Here is a 20,288-nt window from a genome sequence, read left to right on the forward strand (position 1 = left end):
GCAACCTGCAACTGCTCTACCAGGGTCGTTCCCCCAGCTCCGGCGGCGACTACGGCCTCCTGCCGTACCGGCCGGGTCTGCTGACCCTGCAGCGCCCGGTCTGATCACGCTCGACTGACTGACCCGCACCACGCCACTCGGGTTCATGGAAGTCGCGGTATCCCGCCTCGTCCGGACGCCGCGACTTCCTTGAACGCGAGTCGATCAAGCAACAAACAGGGGATGCGACACGCATCACCGGGGCCGCCTGCGGCCGACGAGTTTGGGACGATGCGCCGGTCGAACCACCGACATCACCCGACTCGAAGGGATCCCCGCGATGGCAAAGGTCATCTCCACGCTGTTCATCTCGGCCGACGGTGTGGCCGAGATCGACCCTGACTGGCACTTCCCGTACTTCGACGAGAACATGGGCCGCGCCGTCACCGAGGACTACGACACCGCCGACGTGCTGCTCATCGGCCGCGAGACGTACGACAGCTTCGCCGGGGCCTGGCCGGACCGTGAGACCGCCGGTGGCGACGACGCCCCGTTGGCCAAGCAACTCGGCGACATGCGCAAGGTCGTCGTCTCGCGCCAGGCGCTGGAATTCTCCTGGCGCAACTCGGAGCTGATCAGCGGGGACCTCCTCGACGCCGTCGCCGCGCTCAAGGCCGATGCGGGCGTCCGGGGCATCCTCATCCCCGGCTCGATCTCCGTGGTGCAGCAACTGCTCGCCGCGGGCCTGGTGGACGAGCTGCGTCTGCTGGTACATCCGGTGGCCGCGCGCAAGGGCCGCAAGCTGTTCGACGAGGGGGACGCGGCGTACCACCTGCGACTGGTGGCAACGGAAGCGTTCCCGACCGGCGTCCTTCGCGTGATCTACGCGCCGGGCGCGGCACCGACTCCGGTCGGCTACGACGAGATCACCGACCAGGTGCCGGCCGGAAGTTAGGGCACCTTCGGGGGTGGCCGCCGCGCCGGCCGTTTCCCGACCGAGGCCGTCACAGGCCCTTGTGAAGATCTCGTCGTGACTGAGTGGACGTACAACGATCGCCCGGTGGGCGTCAGGTTTCTCACCGATCGGATCCCGGAGCCGGGTCGCACCGCAGTCGAGGACGAGCTGTGGGCCTGGGTCGTGCGGGGTGAGGCCGACGCGGACGAGTTCGTCGACTTCTTCGACGACGCCGAGGAGCGCTGCGGCGCCACTGACGACGAGCTCAGGGGTGCGCACGATACGGCGTTGGCGGTTCGGCGGGAGCAGCAGCGCGAGTGGGGTGAGGTGCGCGGCAACCTCACCCGTGCTTTCGCCGAGCTCAACGAGTTGGCAGTGCTGGCTCGGGAGAACTTCAGCTGCTGTGGCACCTGCGCGAGCGCCGAGATCCACGACGAGCGCGACGACTCTCGGCACTGGCGCGGGTTTCTCTGGTACCACCAGCAGGACACCGAGTCGCTGCTCGCGAGCGAGGACGGCGAGGTCTATCTCGGCTATGGCGTCTACCCTCCGGCCGACTTCGACGAGGTCGCCTACGCGGGGCTGTCGGAGGCCGAGCAGCAGGCCAACTACCAGGCCGACCTGGAACGACTGCTGGACGACGTCGCGTTTCCGGTGCTTCGCAGGCACGGCATGGAAGTGGAGTGGAATCGCAAGCAGTCCCGCCGGATCCGGGTCACCGGTGCCCAGTGGTATGCGCCGCTGGATTGACCGCCACCGATTCATCCCACACTTCGGACCGACATTTAGTGAGGGCTATCGATATTGACGGTTGACGTCGGCAGCGACAGGATCTCGGGCACCACCACCCTGATCCCTCCTGGGAGGCGCCATGACCCGTCCCCGCCTGCCCCGCCTGCGGGCAGCCACCCGGTTGGCAGCACTCGCCCTCGCCGCCGCCGGCGTGCTGCTCACCGTCGCCACCCCCGCCAACGCCGCTGTGCCCACCGGCCGGTACGTCGCGCTGGGCGACTCGTACACCGCAGGCCCGCTGATCCCCACCCAGGTCGACCTCAACTGCCTACGGTCCAACCGCAACTACCCCTCGCTGGTGGCGGCGTCCGCCGGCTCGTCGTCGTTCGCCGACGTGAGCTGCTCCGGCGCCACCACCGACGACATCCTCTACGGCGGTAGCGGCCAACTGGGCATCACGGTGCCGCCCCAGCTCAACGCGGTCACGTCGAACACGTCGCTGGTGACTGTGCAGATCGGCGGCAACGACATCGGCTTCTCCGGCATCATCGGCGACTGTGCGGAGGCGAGCCTCAGCAGCCCGCTCGGATCTCCGTGCAAGAACCGGTACACCGCCGGAGGTGTCGACCAGTTGCAGGCGCGGATCGTCGGCGCCACGCCGAAGGTCACCGCCGTGCTCCAGGCGGTTCGGCAGGCCGCACCGGGCGCGCGGGTCGTGGTGCTCGGCTATCCGGCGATCCTGCCGGACAGCGGTTACGGCTGCTGGCCGGTCGTTCCGATCGCCTACCAGGACGTGCCGTACCTGCGGGGTATCGAGAAGTCGCTCAACGCGATGCTGGCCAGCGCCGCGAGCGCCAACGGCGCCACCTACGCCGATGTCTACACCCCGTCGATCGGCCGCGACGCGTGCAAGGGCAGCGGTACCCGGTGGATCGAGGGCCTGGTGCCGCAGAACTCGGCCGCGCCGTTCCACCCCAACGCCCGAGGTGAGCAGGGCATGGCCACCGCCCTGATCGCCAGGCTGAACAGCTGATCAGCCCCCGAACGGTCGAGCCGGCCCCGTCGGAAGCGGCGGGGCCGGTGCACGGGGACGCCGGGCTCGTCCGACGTCGCGCTTGGGATCGGGCAGTCCGGGGTACCGACGTTGTCATGCCGATTGTGGGGGAAGTCGTCGGGGACCGTTACCGTCTGCTCGAGAGCATCGCCAGCGGTGGAATGGGCGACGTCTGGCGGGCGGTCGACGAAACCCTGGACCGCAGCGTCGCGATCAAGATGCTGCGACCTCGGCTGGTGACCGATCCCGGCTTCGGCGAACGGTTCCGTCGCGAGGCCCGGGCGATGGCGGCCCTGCGTCACCCGGGTGTCGCTCAGGTCTACGACTACGGTGAGGGGTCCCAGCCCGACGCGCCGGTGCTCGCGTACATCGTCATGGAGTGCGTGCAGGGGCAGCCCCTGTCGGAGCGGATCGCCGAGATGGGTCGGCTGGGTGTGGCCGAGACGATGTCGATCGCCGCGCAGACCGCCAGTGCCCTGCAAGCCGCGCACGACGCCGGCGTCGTGCATCGGGACGTCAAGCCCAGCAATCTGATCATCGAGCCGGACGGGCACGTCGTACTTGTCGACTTCGGCGTCGCGGTGACCCAGGAGGCGGCGAGCCTCACCGGGACGAACCAGGTTGTCGGCACCGCCCTCTACATGGCACCCGAGCAGGTCACCAGGAGCGAGACGACGTCGGCGATCGACATCTACGCGCTGGGGGCGGTCGTCTACCACTGTCTTGCCGGCAGGCCCCCGCACCAGGGCGAGAACGCGGTAGCGGTGGCGTTGCGGCATCTCGAAGAGGAGCCGCCGCCGCTGCCCGACGACGTTCCGGAGGCGGTCCAGCGGTTGGTCGCCACCGCGATGGCCAAGGAGCCCACCCGTCGCTTCCCGACGGCGGCCACGATGGCTGCGGCGGCCCAGATGCTCGCGGATCCGTCCGATCAGCTGCGGACGGCTGTCGGAGCGCCGGTCGGGGCGGCTATCGAGCGCACCGAGATTCAGCGGTCGGTCGTCGGCGGTGCGGCGAAGCGGCCGGGAGGCCCTGGGCCGAAGGTGCTCGCGGTGGTCGTCGGATCGATGGCAGCCGCGGCCGCGGTCCTGGTGTTCGCCGATCCCACCGGGATGATGACGGGCAAGACCGACGGGCCGTCGACGCCGCCGGCGGTGTCGACGACAGGCCCGTCGCAGCGCGAGCCCGGCCTGGGCGTCGGTGGCGGAGAACCAGCTACCCGCGGTTCCGGGGGCCTGCCGGTCCGCGCGCCTGGCTCCCCGACCCCGACGGCAGGCGTTTCGGCGGGTGCGGGGCCGGTCGGCCAGCCAACGCCCTCCGGCGAGAGCACCGGGGGCACGCCCGAGCCCACCTCGTCCGAGAGCCCGCCAGCGGACCCGACGGCGGCCCCGACGGGTGAGACGACGGCGGCGCCGACCGCGACACCGTCCGAGGAGAGCGAGGAGGAGTCGGCCACGGAGCCGACGAAGAAGCCGTCCTCGGAGGCGCCGGCAGCGGACGGGAACGCGGCACCGCAGGTCTAGCGACATACTTCTGGCGTGACGGCCGAGGCCGCCACGCCAGAAGTGTGGGTCAGGAGTCGATCGGGTCAGCCGGTGCTGCAGGTGATCGTCGGCCAGTTCCAGTTGCCGTTGGCCATGACCGTGATCCCGAAGTTGTTGCCGTTGCCGTTCGGTCTCGCGGTGACGGTGCCGCTGCTGCCGCTGACGGAGGCGTTCCAGCTGTTCTGGATGCTCTGGCCGCCACCGAGGCCGAGGCTGACGACCCAGTTGTTGGTGCCGCTGACCGCGACATTGAGGTTGAATCGGTCACCCCACTGCTGGCCGGCGGAGATCGTCGCGTTGCAGTTGCCGGTCCCCGGGTTGCCGGTGGTGGGTGGCGGAGTGGTCGGGTTGCCGCCGCCGCTGCCCTCCCGCACGGTGATGTCGGAGCTTCCGCTGCTCTGGTAACCCTCGGTGGCCATGACCTGGTAGCTGTGGTTGGTGCCGAGGTTCAGGCCGGCCCGGGCCCAGGCGTCGAAGTGGTTGGCGGTGGTGATGGTGCCACTCGATCGCTTCTGCTGGCGGACGCTCCAGAACTGGTAGAACGTCTGGTTGCCGTCGATCGACGGGGCGTTGACCCGCTGGCTGCGGAGGATGTCGTAGGTGCCGCCGTCAGTGGTGACAGTGCCCATCCGGGTGGCGCCGCTGCTGGGGTTGTAGCTGCCGAAGTTCTCCACCACGTAGTACTCGATGAGCGGGCTGCGCGTCCATCCGTACAGGGCGAGGTAGGTGTTGTTGTTGCCCGGGTTGTAACTGCCCGAGTAGGTGACCGTCCGTCGGGTGCCGGTGGCCCAACCCTTGCCGCCGACCCAGTTGTTGGTGCTCCGGTCCCAACTGCTGGTGTATCGGCCATCGGCGCGCAGCGTCATGCTGGCGTTGCCGCTGTCCTTCCAGAACGAGAAGTAGTACCCGTTGTGCGTGCCGGTGAGGTTCGACGTGAGGGTCCGGTCGGCCTCGGCGTACGCGTTGGTGGCCGTCATCGTGCCGGCGACGGCCACGACGGCGGCGCATGCGGCGCCCAGGAGCAGCCGCATGCGGCCGCGGCCTCTCGGTGTGGTGTGGCTGGTGTCGGTCATGGAACTGTTGCCTCCTCTGACGGCTGGCGGGGGCCAGCGGCGCGGTACGCCTCGGCAGGCTGCCGGTGGTCGGGTAACGGCCACGGCGTCGTACCGCTCGGTGGTGGTGGGACGGTCGTCCTGCACGACGACCGGAGAGGTGGGTCGTGGTGGCTGGTGCTGACGACAATCGAGCGCCGTCGATGGCGACCGTATTAACCCAGCCGTCTCCTTGTCAACAATTTTCGGAAACAGCGTGGCAACACCGCTGTCGTCGGTGGAGCGGTATCCATCCAGGTCAGTAGTCGATCAGAGGTCAGGGCGGTCACCGAAGCGTCGCAACGGCCGAACACCGACCGGGTTCGGAGCCGCCGAAAATTCCGGAGACTTTCCGGACCAGGTGTCCCGACCGTGGCCAGCGGCACGAGCAGCGGCTCCCGTTGCCCGACCGGTCAGCGACGCCGCAGGGCGTTGAGCCGGCCGGCCTGGCGGGTCAGGTGGTCGCGTTCGGCGAGGTTGGGGGCCTGCTGGGCGGCCTCGGTGTACAGCCGCGCCGCCGTTGCCAGATCGCCGTCGCGCTCGTGCAGGTACGCCGCCACCGCCGTGTAGCGGGGCAGTGCGTCGTCCACCGCCGCGAGCGCCGCCAGACCGGCCCGGGGGCCGTCGGCCTCGCCGACCGCCACCGCGCGGTTGAGTCGGACGACCGGGTTCCCGGTCAGGCGCGCGAGTTCGTCGTACCACTCCACGATCTGCACCCAGTCGGTCTCGGCGGCGGTCGGCGCGTCCGCGTGCAGCGCCGCGATGGCGGCCTGGGCCTGGAACTCGCCCAGTTGGTCGCGGGCCAGGGCTGCCTGGAGGATCTCGACGCCCTCGGCGATCGACCGGGTGTCCCATCGGCTGCGCTCCTGCTCGGCGAGCGGCACCAGGCTGCCGTCGGGCGCGGTCCGGGCGGCACGCCGGGCGTGGTGCAACAGCATGAGGGCGAGCAGCCCCGCCACCTCGGGGTGGTCGATCGCGGCAGCGAGCTGCCGGGTGAGCCGGATGGCCTCGGCGGCGAGGTCCACGTCACCGGAGTAGCCCTCGTTGAAGACCAGGTAGAGGACGCGCAGCACTGTGGCGACGTCACCGGGTCGGTCGAACCGCAGCCCGGAGACGGTGCGCTTGGCCCGGCTGATGCGCTGCGCCATTGTCGCCTCGGGCACCAGGTACGCGTGGGCGATCTGCCGGGTGGTCAACCCACCGACGGCGCGCAGCGTGAGGGCGACTGCGGACGACGGTGTCAGCGACGGGTGGGCGCACAGGAAGTAGAGCTGAAGTGTGTCGTCCGCAGTGGGAGTGGGCCCTGGCGCCGGCTCCTCGTCGACGAGATCCTCGCGCCGACGGCGAGCGGTGTCGGCCCGGGCCGCGTCGAGGAACCGTCGCCACGCCACAGTGGTCAACCAGCCCACCGGATCGCGCGGCGGGTCGGCCGGCCAGACCCGGACCGCCTCGACCAGGGCGTCCTGCACGGCGTCCTCGGCCGCCGCGAAGTCGATTCCGCGGCGGACGAGGATCCCGAGGACGCTCGGCGTGAGACTGCGCAGCAGCGTCTCGTCCATCGGAGTCGTCACTCGGTGATCGTCGGCGGCTCGCTCAGGAACGGGCGCAGCTCCAGCCACTCGTGGATCGGCTTCCCGCCCGCCCCGGGAGCGGCCGACAGCTCCCCGGCCAGCTCGACGGCCCGGTCGTGGCTGTCGACGTCGATCACCATCCAGCCGGCGATGAGATCCTTGGTCTCGGCGAACGGGCCGTCGGTGACCGGCGGGCGGCCCTCGCCGTCGTACCGGACCCACGCTCCCTCCGGGGCGAGCGCCTGAGCGTCGACGAACTCGCCGGTGCCCTCGAGTCGGGTCGCGAAGTCGCGCATGTACTGCATGTGGGCCGAGATCTCCGCCGGCGTCCACTGGTCCATGGGCACGTCGTTCACCCCGGCCGGGCCGCCCCGGTAGTGCTTGAGCAGCAGGTACTTGGCCATCGTGGTGCTCCTTGATGCTGGCTGCGACCCAGTGTGGTCACGTTCACTACGGGGACGGAGCCGGTCGGCACTTCTCGACACAGCTGTCCGGTTTTTCTCCTCCCGCAGGTTAACCCCGGGTGAATCGTCCGTCGTTGGGGTACCCCGGGCGGCACAAAACTTGATTGATTCCAAAATAGTGAGCTAGTGTTCGTACCCGTGATGTCCGACTTCGAGGCGCAGCTGCGGGCCGTCTCGTTGCGCGTGACCCGGCCCCGGTTGGCGGTGCTCGCGGCGCTGCGCGACCACCCGCACGTCGGCACCGACGCGGTGATCGCGCTGGTCCGCGCGGAGCAACCCACTGTCTCCCACCAGGCGGTGTACGACGTGCTGCGCGTGCTCACCGACGCCGGCCTGGTGCGGCGCATCCAGCCGGCCGGGGCGACCGCCCGCTACGAGTCCCGGATTTCGGACAATCACCACCATGTCGTGTGCCGCTCCTGCGGCGCCATCGCCGACGTCGACTGCGCCGTCGGTCACGCCCCCTGTCTCACCGCCTCGGGTGACCACGGTTTCGTGGTCGACGAGGCGGAGGTCGTCTACTGGGGCACCTGCCCCGACTGCGCGACCGAACGTACGCCCCAGAGATCCGCCAGCTCGGAAGGAAGTACATGAGCGACACCCAGGACAACGGTCCCACCAGTGCGCAGGGCGTGGACCAGAAGGCAGCGGCCGGCTGCCCGGTCGCGCACGACTCGGTGACCGCGCACGGCAGCGAGAGCGAGAACCCGGCGATCGACTCGCCGACCCCGAAGACCGGCGGTCGCCCGCGCACCAACCGCGACTGGTGGCCCAACCAGCTCGACCTCTCGGTGCTGCACGCCCACTCGTCCAAGGGCAACCCGCTGGGCGAGAACTTCAGCTACGCCAAGAAGTTCGCGAAGCTCGACGTCGACGCCCTCAAGCGCGACATCGTCGAGGTGCTCACCACCTCGCAGGACTGGTGGCCCGCCGACTTCGGCCACTACGGCGGCCTGATGATCCGGATGAGCTGGCACGCCGCCGGCACGTACCGCATCGAGGACGGTCGCGGCGGCGCCGGCGACGGTGGTCAGCGGTTCGCGCCGCTCAACAGCTGGCCGGACAACGCCAACCTGGACAAGGCCCGTCGGCTGCTCTGGCCGGTCAAGCAGAAGTACGGCCAGAAGATCTCCTGGGCCGACCTGCTCGTGCTCGCCGGCAACGTCTCCCTGGAGTCGATGGGCTTCAAGACCTTCGGCTTCGGCTTCGGTCGCGAGGACGTCTGGGAGCCCGAGGAGATCTTCTGGGGTCCGGAGGACACCTGGCTGGGCGACGAGCGCTACGCCTCCGAGAAGGAGATGGCGACCGGCGTCGGCTCGACCGAGATGGGGCTCATCTACGTCAACCCGGAGGGCCCGCGCGGTAACGCGGACCCGGCCGCGGCGGCGCACTTCATCCGCGAGACCTTCGGCCGGATGGCGATGAACGACGAGGAGACCGTCGCCCTCATCGCCGGTGGTCACACCTTCGGTAAGACCCACGGTGCCGGCGTCGCCGACAACCACGTGGGCCCGGAGCCCGAGGGCGCTCCGCTGGAGGCGCAGGGCCTGGGTTGGCTGAGCACCCACGGCAGCGGCAAGGGCGCCGACACGATCACCAGTGGTCTCGAGGTGACGTGGACCGACGTGCCGACGCAGTGGAGCAACCGCTTCTTCGAGATCCTCTTCGGTTACGAGTGGGAGCTGACCACCAGCCCTGGCGGGGCGAAGCAGTGGGTCGCCAAGGACGCCGAGGCGATCATCCCGGACCCCTTCGACCCGGCGAAGAAGCACCGGCCGACGATGCTCACGACCGACCTGTCGCTGCGCGTCGACCCGGCGTACGAGAAGATCTCCCGCCGCTTCCTGGAGAACCCCGACCAGTTCGCGCTGGCCTTCGCCAAGGCGTGGTACAAGCTGCTGCACCGCGACATGGGCCCGATCGAGCGCTTCCTCGGGCCGTGGGTGGCCGAGCCGCAGCTGTGGCAGGACCCGGTGCCGGCCGTCGACCACGAGCTGGTGGGCGACGCCGACGTCACCGCGCTCAAGGCGAAGATCCTGAACTCCGGTATCACGATCGACCAGCTGGTCTCCACCGCCTGGGCCTCTGCCGCGACCTTCCGGCACACCGACAAGCGCGGCGGCGCCAACGGGGCGCGCATTCGCCTCGAGCCGCAGCGCAGCTGGGACGTCAACCAGCCCGAGCAGTTGGCCACCGTCCTCGCCACCCTTGAGGGCATCCAGCAGGAGTTCAATGCTGCCGGCGGGGCGACCATCTCGCTGGCCGACCTGATCGTGCTGGCCGGTTCGGCCGCCGTCGAGAAGGCGGCGCGGGACGCCGGCGTCGAGGTGACGGTGCCGTTCCGGCCGGGCCGCACCGACGCGACCCAGGAGCAGACCGACACCGATTCCTTCCGGGTCATGGAGCCGCGTGCCGACGGGTTCCGCAACTACCTGCGCGCCGGCGAGAAGACCCAGCCGGAGGTGCTGCTCATCGACCGTGCCTACATGCTCAACCTGACCGCGCCCGAGATGACCGTCCTCATCGGCGGCCTGCGCTCGCTCGGCGCCAACGTCGGCGGCAGCCAGCACGGTGTGCTCACCGACCGGCCGGGCGTGCTCACCAACGACTTCTTCGCCAACCTGCTCTCCCCGGGCACCCGGTGGAGCGCGTCGAAGTCCGACGAGCACGTGTACGAGATCCGCGACCTGGCCACCGACGAGGTGAAGTGGACCGCCAGCGCGGTCGACCTCATCTTCGGGTCCAACTCGCAGCTGCGCGCCCTCGCCGAGGTCTACGCCAGCCAGGACGCCAGCGAGAAGTTCGTGGCTGACTTCGTGGCCGCCTGGACCAAGGTCATGGAGCTCGACCGGTTCGATCTCGCCTGACAGGTACCACCGACGAGCCCCGGACCGATCCGTCAGGATCGACCGGGGCTCGTCGCCCTCTGCGTGCCGTTCGACGCGGCACCAGCGCCGTCCACCTCGATGTCACCCCGGTGCCATTTCCTTCGCGACAAATCCCATGGATGATTTTCCTGTCTCATTGATCAGCTGGCGGACGGGCCCATTCATGGCAAGGTGTTGACCCTGCCCGGTCGGCGGGCGCGGACCTAGTCACGCAGGGAGTCAACGTGGCCCATCCCGACCTGCAGGCCGAGGACGTGGACCAGCACGGCGTAGGCCCTGCGATACCCCGGCAGCGGGTGGTCCCCGTCCGGCAGTCCCGAGCGGGCGTCGACGACACCGGCACCGCCTGGCGTCCGCTGCGGATCGCGATGATCGGCCAGAAGGGGATGCCGGCGACCTACGGCGGGATCGAACGGCACGTGGAGGAGATGGCCAGCCGGCTCGCCAGCTACGGCCACGAGGTCACCGTCTACTGCCGCCGGAGCTACGGCGAGACACCCGCCGACGGCTACCGGGGCGTACGGCTGCGCCAGACCCACACGATCCCCAGCAAACACCTCGATGCCATCGTGCACGCGGCGACCTCGACCGTGGCGGCGATGACCGCGCGACCCGACATCGTGCACTACCACGGGCTCGGGCCGGCCCTGGTCGCCCCGCTCCCGCGTGCCCTGTCCCGGGCCCGCGTGGTGCTGACCGTGCACGGGCTGGACAACCAGCGCAGCAAGTGGGGGCTCGCCGCGCGGGCGGTGCTGGGCAGCGCCCACTGGTTCAGCGGGTACGTCCCGCACCAGCGAGTGGCCGTCTCCCAGGGGCTCGCCGCCCACTACGGCGCCCGGTTCGGCCGCCCGACGACCTACATCCCGAACGGCGTGAACCCTGCCCGACCGGCGCGGACCCGTCAGATCCAGGACCGGTTCGGGCTGACCCCCGGCGGCTACCTGCTGCTGGTCGGTCGGCTGGTTCCGGAGAAGGCGGCCGACCTGCTGATCCGGGCCTTCCGCCGCACCGCGACCCCGGTGCGCCTGGCGATCGTCGGCGGGTCGTCGTTCACCGACGACTTCGTGGACCGGCTGCGGCGGGAGGCCGGGGCGGACGACCGGATCGTCTTCACCGGGTTCGCCTACGGCGACCTGCTCGCCGAGCTGTACACCGGTGCCGCCGGCTTCGTCCAACCGTCCCGGTTGGAGGGACTGCCGTTGACGTTGCTGGAGGCGGCCGCGTACGGGCTGCCGGTGGTCGCCAGCGACATCGCGCCGCACGTGGAGGTGCTCAGGTCCGACACCGTCGGCGGGCGGTTGTTCCGCGACGGCGACGAGGACGACCTGGTCCGGGTGCTGACGTCGCTGCTCGCCGACCTGCCGGCTGAACGGGCCGGTGCCGTGGCGCTGGGCGAGCGGATCACCGGCAGGTACAGCTGGGACACCGCAGCCCGAGAGTTGGAGCAGCTCTATCTCCGGCTGGCTCCGGAACCCGGCCGACGGGCCAGGGCACGACCCACGGGGGCCGCCGACTGACCGGACGGCGTTCGCCGGGGGAGTGTCGGGTCAGCCCCCCGGGGGACGGCGCGGTCGGTGCAACGGCCCCTTCTGCCGTCGGGGCGACAGGACTAGATTGAACCGATCTTGTGCCGGGAGGACATCGGCGGGCCGCGCCCGGCAGCGGCCGAGCAGCGCCGATTCAGTTCAGTGGGATCAGTGGAACAACACACGCAGCAGGTCACTCCGCTCATGACCAGGCGGCTCGACCCGACCCGCCTGCTCACCGGTGGCGCCGCGCTGGCCGCCGCGGTCGTGGCGGTGGTCGCGGGTGTCTCCTTGGCGGCCGGTGACCGCAGAGGCGTGGTGCTGCCGCTCGCTGCGGTCGCGGGGATCGCGGTGGCCGTCCTCGCGCTGACCCGGTTCGCCGGGTACGTGCTGCTGATGCTCGCGGTGCGCTCCTGCGTCGACCTGTTCAAACTGACCGGCCCGAGCGCCGGCCAGGCCGACTCCGCCGGGGCGGCCCGGGCGGTGGACCCCTCCACAGTGCTCGCGGTGCTGTTCCTCCTCGCCGCCGGGCTCTGGCTGGCCGCACAGCTCAGCCGACACGGGCGGCTGCGCGGCTCCCCGCTCAGCTGGGCCATGCTGCTCGTCGGCGCCAGCAGCGTGGTCAGCGCCCTCGGTGCCAGCCGGCCGGCGAACAGCCTGTTGGAGGCGTTGCGGATCCTCACCGTGGTGGTGATGTTCGTGGTGCTGGAACAGCTCATGCCGGACACCGCGTCGATCCGTCGGGTCCTGCTCGCCTGCTACGCCTCGCTGGTGCTGGCGCTGGGCTACACCGTCGTGCTGTCGCTGCTCGGCAACCCGCCGGCCGAGGTGAAGGGCGACTTCACCCGGATCAGCGGCACGTTCAGCCAGTCGACCACGTTCGGCCGCTACCTGATGTTCATGGTGATCTTCGGCTTCGCGGTGTACCGCTTCCTGGATCGTCGACTGCGGGCGTCCCTCGGGGTGCTGCTCGCGCTCTCGCTGCTGTTCCTGCTGCTCACCAACACCCGCAGCGCCCTGCTCGGCGCGGCGATCGGCCTGCTGGTGGTCGCCGCGCTGCATCGCAGCAAGCGGATGCTGGTCACCCTCTGCGTGGTGGCGGTGGCCGGGGTGGCAGTGGTGCCCGCCGTCGGCGAACGCTTCGCCCAACTCGGTACGTCGCGCGCTGTCGGTGGAGACCCGACCGGGAACACCCTGGCGTGGCGGATCGGCTACTGGACCGAGATCGTCACGCTCGCCGACCGGAACCCGGTGACCGGCATCGGGCCGAACATGACCCAGCGCGAGACCGACGAGGCGAAGAAGCCGCACAACGACTTCCTGCGGGCGTACGTGGAGACCGGGCTGCTCGGTCTCGGGGCGTACCTGCTGATGCTGTTCGCCTTTCTGCACACCGCCCGGACCGCGCTGCGGCGCGCGCCGCCGGGCAGCTTCGCGCGTGGCGTCGCGGTCGGGTTCACCGGCTGCGCCACCGCGTTCGTGGCGGTCAGCGCCGCCTCCAACGTCATTTCCAACGTGGTCACCCTCTGGTATTTCGTCGCGTTCGCCGCGGCGGCCAGTGTGATCGCCCGCCAACCGGCTCCGAACCTGACCGGCGAGCAGCCACGAGGCACGTCCGTCCCGGTTTGACTGAACGACAGCATTGGGGAAAAAGTGGAGATCGTCGACTACCTGCGGGTCGCCCGGCGGCGCCTCTGGGTACTCGTGGGAGTGCCGGTGCTCGCCACCGGCGCCGCGGCCGCCATCGTCCTGTTCGCGCCACAGCAGTTCGACGGGACCGCGTACGTGGCGGCTCCGGCCCTGGTGGGTGGCGGTGCGGCCGGGACGCAGTACACCGGTACGCAGGCGGCGAACCAGTTCGTCGCGGCGTTCGGCGCGGCGGTCACCTCGCCCCGCGTGCTCGCCGACGTGGCCGCTGACACCGGGGTGGCGCCGGAGCGGCTGCGCGACGGGCTGGCCATCACCCAGGTCGGCGCGAGCAGCCAGCTGGAGGTGACGTACACCGCCGGCGACCGGGCGACTGTCGCGCCGGTGCTGACCGCTGCCACCACCCGAGCGCTGGCCTTCCTCTTCTCCTCCCAGGTCGGCATCGCCACCGGCGAGGTCGAGGCGGCCAACGCCGACGTCACCGCGGCGACCAGGGCGATCGGCGAGTGGGAGAAGACCAACAAGGTCTCCCAGCCGGACCGGATCTACCAGGCGACGCTGGGCGAGCTGACCAGCCTGCGCCAGCAGCAGCTCTCCATGCAGGCCGTCGGCAACAGCCGCGGTGTCGCCGCGGCGACCGCCGCGATCACCGCCGCCCAGAGGAAGCTCGACCAGGTGGGGCCGAAGCTCCCCGACTACCAGGCCCTGCTCGCCCAGCGGGACGCGGCGACCAATGCCCTGTCCCAGGCGCGGGAGGGGTTGCAGGCGGCGCGGGCACAGGCCCAGGCCGCCGATCCCAAGCAGGTGACCAGCATCGGCGAGGCGCACGAGGTGAGCCAGATGGCGGAGCTGGTGCGCACCGCCCTGCCGGTGGGCGGCGCCGGTCTGCTGCTCGGGGTGCTGCTGGTGGGCGTACTCGAACTGCTCTCCCGGGGTCGTGCCGCCGCCCGGCCGGTGGCGGCGACCACCGCGGCCCCCTCGGCGCCGGCGGAGACCGTGACCGCGGCACGGCCGTGACCGTCGGAGAATGGGACGCCGGGTGCGCGAGGTGACCGGCCGGTCACCGGCCGCGCCGGAGGCCGGCGACCAGCAGGTACGCGGCATGGCCCGCGGCGGTGTGCTGAACCTGGGCAGCGCAGTGCTCAGCCAGGTGGCGCTCTTCCTGGTCATGCTGTTGCTGGCCCGGGCCCTGGGGATACGCGAACTCGGCCGGTACGCCCAGGTCTACGCCGTGCTGTCGTTGCTGGGGCTGCTCTCGCTCTCCGGTTTCCGGGCCGGGCTGACCCGGTTCGTGGCGGTGCATCTCGCCGACGACGAGCCGGCCGCCCTCCGGGGCGCGATCCGGCTCGGGATCGGCATCTCGGCAGTGGCGTCCACAGTGATCGCCCTCGGTCTGGCGGTCGGCGCGCCGTTGCTCGCCGACGCCCTGCACGACCCACAGCTCACCACCGGGCTGCGGTTGGCGGCGCTCTGCCTGCCCGCCGCGACCGTCTGTGAGGCCGCGCTCGCGGCCACCCGGGGGTGGCGCACGCAACGGGCCTACGCGCTCATCGGCCAGGTCTACGAGCCGGCCGCCCAGCTGGTGCTCACCGCGTTGGCGCTCGCCCTCGGGGCCGGCCTGACCGGAGCGTTCTGGGCGCTGGTGGCGGCGAGCTGGAGCGCGGCCGGGCTCGCCCTCGTCGCGCTCGCCCGGATGGTGCGCCGGGTGCCCGCCGCCCGGCCCGCGTACCGGCCGGGCGAGCTGTTCCGGTTCTCCACTGTCAGCTGGGTCTCCTCGCTGTCGTCCACCGGGCTGATCTGGGTGGACGCGTTGCTGCTCGGCTTCTTCGACCACGGTCCCGACGCGATCGGCGTCTACCACGTGGCGACCCGGCTGGTCACGATCGCGGTGTTCGTGCTGGCGCCGGTCAACGCCTCGTTCGGTCCGCACCTGGCGCACCTCTACCACCAGGGTCGGCTGGACGAGGTACGCCTGATCTACCGGGTCGCCACCGGTTGGGTGCTCCGGCTGTCGCTGCCGGCCTTCGTGGCGTTGCTGGTCTTCCCGGAGCAGTTGCTGCGCCTGGTCGGCGGCCCGGGTCTGGCCGGCGGCGCGGCGGTGACGGTGGTGCTGGCGCTCGGCCAGCTCGTCAACGCCGCGACCGGGCCCTGCGGGACGCTGCTGAACATGTCCGGCCGGGTCTCGGTCAACATGATGGACAACCTCGCGGCCCTGCTGCTCAACGTCCTGCTCAACCTCTGGCTCATCCCGGCGTACGGCATTTTCGGCGCGGCGGTGGCCTGGGCGGTGTCGTTGGCGGCGGTGAACGTCGCCCGGGTCTGGCAGGTGCGCGCGCAGGTGCACACCGTGCCGGTGACGGCGGGCATGGTCAAGGGCCTGGTCGCCGCGCTGGTCGCGATGGGCGTCGGGTTCGGTGTGCGGTGGCTGATCGAGGGCTGGGTTGCGCAGCTCGCTGTTGGTCTGGCCGCGATCGTGGTGGCGTACCTCGCCGTGGTGCTCGCCCTCGGGCTCAGTCGGGAGGACGTCATGGTGTTGCGCTCGGTGACCCGCCGAGGCCCTCGACGCGCCCCGGCTGACCCCGCCGGCCCCGCCGACGGTGCGGGTGTGGGCGCCGGCCGCAGCGGGGTGCGCTCGTGACCGGGGTCGCGCGGCGTCAGGTCACCGACCGGCTGCGCCGGGGCGTACGCGCGGCGCGGGCGTGGGGACGCGCGGCGAAACCGGGCGACAGTGGACCGCTGCCCGACTTCCTGGTGATCGGCGGGCAGCGCTGCGGCACCACCTCGCTCTACCACCACCTCGCCGCGCATCCCCAGGTCCGGGCGGCCAGCGGCAAGGAGTTGCAGTACTTCAGCGTCCACCATGGGCGGGGGGTGCGGTGGTACCGGGGACACTTCCCGCACCTCGCCCCGGGTGAGCGCACGTTCGAGGCGAGCCCCTACTACCTGTTCCACCCGAGCGTGCCGGCCCGGGTCGCGGCGACCCTGCCGCGGGCCCGATTCGTCGCACTGCTGCGTGACCCGGTGCAGCGGGCGTACTCGCACTACCTGCACACCCGCTCGTACGGCGTCGAGCCGCTGTCCTTCGCCGACGCGCTGGACGCGGAGGAGGAGCGGCTGGCCCGAGCGACGCGGGGTGGCCCGGACAGCCCCGCCGCGCACCGGGCGCTGCGTAATTTCTCCTACGCCGCCCGGGGCCGCTACGCCGAGCAGTTGGACCGGTGGTTCGCGCAGGTCCCGCGGGAGCGGATCCACGTCGCCCGGACCGAAGACCTGCACACCGACCCGGATGGCACGTACGGCGACATGCTGCGCTTCCTCGGCCTGCCGGCCTTCACCCCCGAGGCGTTCACCCGGCACACCCGTCGCGTCGACAACGGTGTCTCGCAGCTGACCCCGGCGCTGCGCGAGCGTCTCGGCGCGTACTTCGCGCCGCACAACGCCCGCCTGACCGCCCTGCTCGACTGGCCCGACCCGTGGCCGGCCCGTTAGCGGACGGTGGCGAGGATCCGGTCCACCGGCTGGTCGGCGCGGAGCACGACGGGGACATCGGTCACTGTGGTGTCGTCGCCGGCCGCGCCCAGCGGGGAACCCACCGCCCCCGTCCGTCCGCCCGGTGTCGCCGGCACTGTCACCGGTGTCTTCGACGCCGACCAGAGCACCAGTGTGCTCGACAGGCCCCGGACGAACGCGACCCCGTTCAGCCTGCCGGCGACCGAGGCGGGCAGCGGGGTGACGGTGGCGTCCCGGGCCGCGTCGGCCAGGGCGGCCATCATCCGGCCGGCGTCCCGTTCGGTGCCGTCCGGGTCGAGCAGGCCGTAGCGGACCTCGCTGCCGGCCGCATTGTTCGGGTTGTACGCCAACGGCAACCAACTGATCTCGCCGATCCCGCCGGCCACCAGCAGGGTGACCGTCTTGACCATCTCCGCCGCCCGGCTGGCCGGGTCACCGTCGCCGTCGCGCCAGAACTGCCCGACCTCCCACGCCTGGATCGGCACACCCGGCGGTGTGGTGGCGCGCAGATGGTCCAGCAGCGGGGCCACCCCGCTGAAGTGCTCGTAGAAGTGCACCTGCCGGACGTCGACGGTGCGGTCGGTCAGCAGCGACTCGGTCACCGCCAGGAAACGCAGGCTGCGGCTGTTGGTCTCGGTGCCGAGCGCCCGGCGCAGTTGCGCCTCCCCGGTCACCGCCGGGATCTGCTGCCCCCGGGTGCCGACCCGACGGTGGAAGTACGCCTGGTAGGCGGCGATCGCCTCGGGCATCCGACCGGCGCGCACCAGCCGGTCAGCGACACCCATGCCGTACGCGACGCTGCTGATGCCGGAGTCGACCACCAGCGCCTTCGGGTCGGTCGCGCGTATCGCCTCGGCGGCGGCCCGGACCAGCCGCGCGTACTCCTCGGGGCTGCCGGCCCAGTAGCTCGGCGCGTTGACCTCGTTCTCGATGGCGTACTCCCGCACCCCGTACGGGCCGTAGCGCTGCACCACCGAGCGGACGAACCGCTGGTACGCGCCGAGGTCGGTGGGCATCGCCGACTCGGTCTTGTTCGCCGCGCCCCGGGTGTGGCGGGCGGTGCCGCCGGTCGCCCAGCACACGCCGGTGCGGATCTTCAGGTGCAGTGTGATGCCCAACTCCCGGCTTCGTGAGGCGATCTCGTCCAGCCCGGCCCAGTCGGCCTGCCCCGAGGTCCGTTCGATCTCGCACCAGGAGATCTCCTCGTACGTTGCCGAACCGGCGAGCCGGCGCAGGTACGGCCCGAACTGCTGGTACCGCGACCAGTCCCAGTGCGCGCCGAACGGGTTGCTCACCTGGTCGGCGGCGCGCCCCGGCGGGCCGGCTCCGGGTGCCGCCGTCGCGGAGGGGGTGGCGGCCGGTGGCGGATCGTCGTCGCCGGCGGTGCAGCCGGCGGTGAGCAGGGCCGTGACGGCGACGGCGGTGGCGACCGCGCGCAACCGGCCGGGGCGGTTCACCGGTAGCCCAGCGCGCGCAGGGTCGGACCGGAGAAGACCCAGACCAGCAGGCGGAGGAACGGGTCGAGCTCACGGCGGTGGCTGCCCACCCGGGAGCCGTAGATCGCCGCGGTGTCGCCCACCGCCGCGCGTCGCCGCTCGGCCTCGGTGGTGTACTTCTGGGCCACGTCGTGCTGCTTGCTGTCGTAGTCGAGGATGCCGTCCTCCCACGGTTCGCCGAGGAACTCGAAGAGGCCCCGCATCGCCTTCTCCGGCTCGCTGACCGCCTGCTCGTACCGCAGCTCGTAATAGCGGTCCGCCGGCAGTGTGGCGCCGACCGCCCGCGCGGCGCGGATGTAGCGCGGCCACTTCACCACGCACTTCACAGCGGACCAGTAGCCGAACCGTTTGCGGTGCGAGACCACCACGTCGCGTCCGTCCCGGATGAGGTGCACGATCTGGGCGTCCGGGAAGACCTCGGTGACGAAGTCGAGCGACATGGCGTACAGCGGGGTCTTGTCGGCCCACCGGGTCTTGCCCCGCGCGGCGGCGTAGTCGGCGTGCACGCCGCCGAAGAAGTCCCGGATCCGGCGCAGCCAGTCCTCGCGCGGAAAACCGAAGCGGGCCAGCCGCTCCCAGTCCCGGCCGACGATCCGTCGGAGGTCCGGCAGGAACCGGGTCTCCGGGCCGCAGCTGATCCGCGAGTGCGAGTCCAGGACGAGGCGCACCATCGTGGTGCCCGACCGCTGGCAGCCGACCAGGAAGATCGGCGCGGTACGGGTCTCGGTCTCAGCCACTGTCGACCGCCTTCGTCGTCTCGGATCGGGCGTCGGCCGCGGCGCGATCGAGCCGGTCGGTCAGCTCGTCGCAGCGGGCCCGGACGCGCGGATCGATCGGTAGCCGTCGGTCGTCCGCCGCGCCGTGCGACGCGCGTGGGGCGATGTGCGCGTGCAGCCGGGGATGGTAGGGGAAGTCGAGGAAGGCGCAGAGCCGTCGGAGCTGCGCGGCGGGCTCCGCGACCAGGCTGTCGTAGCGGCAGAGCAGCACGTCGGCCCGCTGGTCCAGGCCGAGCTGGAAGAACAGCGAGTTGCGGACGTACCAGAACAGCGCCGCACCGCTGTGCGGATCCAACCGCAGCGGGTCGTGGGCCCGGATCAGCTCGATGGTGTCGGCGTCGAGGCGTTGCCCCTGCCACCGTCGGCCGATGCTGCCGTCGGCGATCGCCCGCAGGGCCCGCAGGTTGGCGTCACCGAACTTGGCGACCTCGGAGCGGGCCCGGTCGTCGACGTCGCGGTAGACCCAGAGCGCACGCCCGGGCGTCAGCCCCGGCAGAGCCAGCAACTCGTCCACGCGGTGGCTCTCGCAGAGCGGCTTGACCAGGACGTACGCGTGTCGGCTGCGGTGGAGCGCGGTGGTCAGCACCGGGTCCGGGCGCAGTTGGAAGCGGTGGAAGAGGGTGCTGTCGTTCTCGTTGCGGACCTCGACCTCTCCGGCGGCGTCCAGGCCCCGGACCAGCATGTTCGTGCCGGAGCGTTGCAGACCGACCAGGTAGACCGGCATCGCCGAGCCGGCCGTCCGGCCGGCCCGCCGTCGCCAGCGTCGCTTCGCCAGGGCCGTGGCGATCCGGTCGACCGGGTTGAGGCGGTCCTCCTCGATCAGCCGTCCGATCCCCTCGGTACGCGCCCAGCGCAGATGCCGCCGGACCCGGCGCGCGGTGTACGCGAGCGCGGAGACCTCGTCGTCGGCTGCCACGGTCCTCCTCGTCGGGCACCGGCCCGGCCCGAAATCAGAGCGGGGCGACCGGCGGCAGCCAGGCTATCGGGAGATCACGGCGGGAGGCCAGGCCGCGGACCGCACGGGCAGACGAAGATCACCCGTTCAGCCACATGCCAAA

The 20,288-nt window shown here is 71.3% G+C and carries 17 protein-coding genes; 11 read left to right on the forward strand and 6 right to left on the reverse strand.

Translation table 11 applies throughout. The features are described 5' to 3' along the window. Positions 1 to 319 precede the first annotated feature (319 nt). The 4 genes from ABZS40_RS26255 (at position 320) to ABZS40_RS26270 (ending at position 4,240) form a co-directional block, all read left to right on the forward strand. Positions 320 to 934, forward strand: a complete 615-nt coding sequence (locus ABZS40_RS26255; protein ID WP_354946158.1) for a dihydrofolate reductase family protein — start codon at positions 320 to 322, stop codon at positions 932 to 934. 75 nt (positions 935 to 1,009) lie between these two features. Beyond that, positions 1,010 to 1,684 (forward strand): hypothetical protein, encoded by a 675-nt coding sequence (locus ABZS40_RS26260; protein ID WP_354946159.1) that lies wholly within the window; start codon positions 1,010 to 1,012, stop codon positions 1,682 to 1,684. A 121-nt stretch (positions 1,685 to 1,805) separates the two neighbouring features. Then, on the forward strand, positions 1,806 to 2,699 hold the full coding sequence (locus tag ABZS40_RS26265) for an SGNH/GDSL hydrolase family protein (RefSeq protein WP_354946160.1): 894 nt from the start codon (positions 1,806 to 1,808) through the stop codon (positions 2,697 to 2,699). Between the two features lie 116 nt (positions 2,700 to 2,815). Further along, entirely contained in the window at positions 2,816 to 4,240 is a 1,425-nt protein-coding gene (locus tag ABZS40_RS26270; protein ID WP_354946161.1) for a protein kinase, read from the forward strand. A 65-nt stretch (positions 4,241 to 4,305) separates the two neighbouring features. On the opposite strand, the gene ABZS40_RS26275 is transcribed toward ABZS40_RS26270, so the two are convergent. The 3 genes from ABZS40_RS26275 to ABZS40_RS26285 all read right to left on the reverse strand — a co-directional run bounded on the left by ABZS40_RS26275 (position 4,306) and on the right by ABZS40_RS26285 (position 7,327). After that, the gene (locus ABZS40_RS26275) at positions 4,306 to 5,334 is read right to left on the reverse strand and encodes a glycoside hydrolase family 11 protein (protein ID WP_354946162.1); all 1,029 of its coding nucleotides are present in this window, start codon (positions 5,332 to 5,334) and stop codon (positions 4,306 to 4,308) included. Between the two features lie 431 nt (positions 5,335 to 5,765). Further along, positions 5,766 to 6,911, reverse strand: a complete 1,146-nt coding sequence (locus tag ABZS40_RS26280; protein WP_354946231.1) for a DUF6596 domain-containing protein — start codon at positions 6,909 to 6,911, stop codon at positions 5,766 to 5,768. An 8-nt stretch (positions 6,912 to 6,919) separates the two neighbouring features. Continuing rightward, on the reverse strand, positions 6,920 to 7,327 hold the full coding sequence (locus tag ABZS40_RS26285; RefSeq protein WP_354946163.1) for a YciI family protein: 408 nt from the start codon (positions 7,325 to 7,327) through the stop codon (positions 6,920 to 6,922). A 198-nt stretch (positions 7,328 to 7,525) separates the two neighbouring features. Between ABZS40_RS26285 and ABZS40_RS26290 the strand changes: the two genes are divergently transcribed. The 7 genes from ABZS40_RS26290 to ABZS40_RS26320 all read left to right on the forward strand — a co-directional run bounded on the left by ABZS40_RS26290 (position 7,526) and on the right by ABZS40_RS26320 (position 16,937). Beyond that, positions 7,526 to 7,981, forward strand: coding sequence for a Fur family transcriptional regulator (locus ABZS40_RS26290; RefSeq protein ID WP_354946232.1), 456 nt, complete (start codon positions 7,526 to 7,528; stop codon positions 7,979 to 7,981). Further along, positions 7,978 to 10,254 (forward strand): catalase/peroxidase HPI, encoded by a 2,277-nt coding sequence (gene katG / locus ABZS40_RS26295; RefSeq protein WP_354946164.1) that lies wholly within the window; start codon positions 7,978 to 7,980, stop codon positions 10,252 to 10,254. The genes ABZS40_RS26290 and katG overlap by 4 nt, the downstream gene beginning before the upstream one ends. A 245-nt stretch (positions 10,255 to 10,499) precedes the next feature. After that, positions 10,500 to 11,792, forward strand: a complete 1,293-nt coding sequence (locus tag ABZS40_RS26300; protein WP_354946165.1) for a glycosyltransferase family 4 protein — start codon at positions 10,500 to 10,502, stop codon at positions 11,790 to 11,792. A gap of 180 nt (positions 11,793 to 11,972) precedes the next feature. Next, positions 11,973 to 13,430 carry an O-antigen ligase family protein gene (locus ABZS40_RS26305; RefSeq protein ID WP_354946166.1) on the forward strand — a complete coding sequence of 486 codons (1,458 nt, stop codon included), beginning with the start codon at positions 11,973 to 11,975 and terminating at the stop codon, positions 13,428 to 13,430. 24 nt (positions 13,431 to 13,454) lie between these two features. Continuing rightward, entirely contained in the window at positions 13,455 to 14,465 is a 1,011-nt protein-coding gene (locus ABZS40_RS26310; RefSeq protein WP_354946167.1) for a Wzz/FepE/Etk N-terminal domain-containing protein, read from the forward strand. A gap of 10 nt (positions 14,466 to 14,475) precedes the next feature. Then, positions 14,476 to 16,086, forward strand: coding sequence for an oligosaccharide flippase family protein (locus tag ABZS40_RS26315; protein WP_354946168.1), 1,611 nt, complete (start codon positions 14,476 to 14,478; stop codon positions 16,084 to 16,086). Continuing rightward, entirely contained in the window at positions 16,083 to 16,937 is an 855-nt protein-coding gene (locus ABZS40_RS26320; RefSeq protein WP_354946169.1) for a sulfotransferase, read from the forward strand. The genes ABZS40_RS26315 and ABZS40_RS26320 overlap by 4 nt, the downstream gene beginning before the upstream one ends. On the opposite strand, the gene ABZS40_RS26325 is transcribed toward ABZS40_RS26320, so the two are convergent. From ABZS40_RS26325 to ABZS40_RS26335, 3 genes are read right to left on the reverse strand one after another with little or no spacing between them, the layout of a single operon-like run. Then, complete coding sequence (locus ABZS40_RS26325; RefSeq protein WP_354946170.1) at positions 16,934 to 18,415, reverse strand: hypothetical protein; 1,482 nt, start codon at positions 18,413 to 18,415, stop codon at positions 16,934 to 16,936. The genes ABZS40_RS26320 and ABZS40_RS26325 overlap by 4 nt on opposite strands. Further along, on the reverse strand, positions 18,412 to 19,191 hold the full coding sequence (locus ABZS40_RS26330; RefSeq protein ID WP_354946171.1) for a sulfotransferase: 780 nt from the start codon (positions 19,189 to 19,191) through the stop codon (positions 18,412 to 18,414). The genes ABZS40_RS26325 and ABZS40_RS26330 overlap by 4 nt, the downstream gene beginning before the upstream one ends. Continuing rightward, positions 19,184 to 20,146 (reverse strand): hypothetical protein, encoded by a 963-nt coding sequence (locus ABZS40_RS26335; RefSeq protein ID WP_354946172.1) that lies wholly within the window; start codon positions 20,144 to 20,146, stop codon positions 19,184 to 19,186. The genes ABZS40_RS26330 and ABZS40_RS26335 overlap by 8 nt, the downstream gene beginning before the upstream one ends. Between the last annotated feature and the right edge of the window lie 142 nt (positions 20,147 to 20,288).

It is taken from the genome of Micromonospora sp. NPDC005324 (assembly GCF_040607155.1).
Lineage (GTDB): Bacteria > Actinomycetota > Actinomycetes > Mycobacteriales > Micromonosporaceae > Micromonospora > Micromonospora trifolii.

Excerpts from the sequence above, each read along its gene's own strand:
- ABZS40_RS26255 (WP_354946158.1), top strand. The coding sequence starts at position 320 with ATGGCAAAGGTCATCTCCACGCTGTTCATCTCGGCCGACGGTGTGGCC.
- ABZS40_RS26265 (WP_354946160.1), top strand. The coding sequence starts at position 1,806 with ATGACCCGTCCCCGCCTGCCCCGCCTGCGGGCAGCCACCCGGTTGGCA.
- ABZS40_RS26270 (WP_354946161.1), top strand. The coding sequence starts at position 2,816 with ATGCCGATTGTGGGGGAAGTCGTCGGGGACCGTTACCGTCTGCTCGAG.
- ABZS40_RS26275 (WP_354946162.1), bottom strand. The coding sequence starts at position 5,334 with ATGACCGACACCAGCCACACCACACCGAGAGGCCGCGGCCGCATGCGG.
- ABZS40_RS26280 (WP_354946231.1), bottom strand. The coding sequence starts at position 6,911 with ATGGACGAGACGCTGCTGCGCAGTCTCACGCCGAGCGTCCTCGGGATC.
- ABZS40_RS26285 (WP_354946163.1), bottom strand. The coding sequence starts at position 7,327 with ATGGCCAAGTACCTGCTGCTCAAGCACTACCGGGGCGGCCCGGCCGGG.
- katG (WP_354946164.1), top strand. The coding sequence starts at position 7,978 with ATGAGCGACACCCAGGACAACGGTCCCACCAGTGCGCAGGGCGTGGAC.
- ABZS40_RS26315 (WP_354946168.1), top strand. The coding sequence starts at position 14,476 with ATGGGACGCCGGGTGCGCGAGGTGACCGGCCGGTCACCGGCCGCGCCG.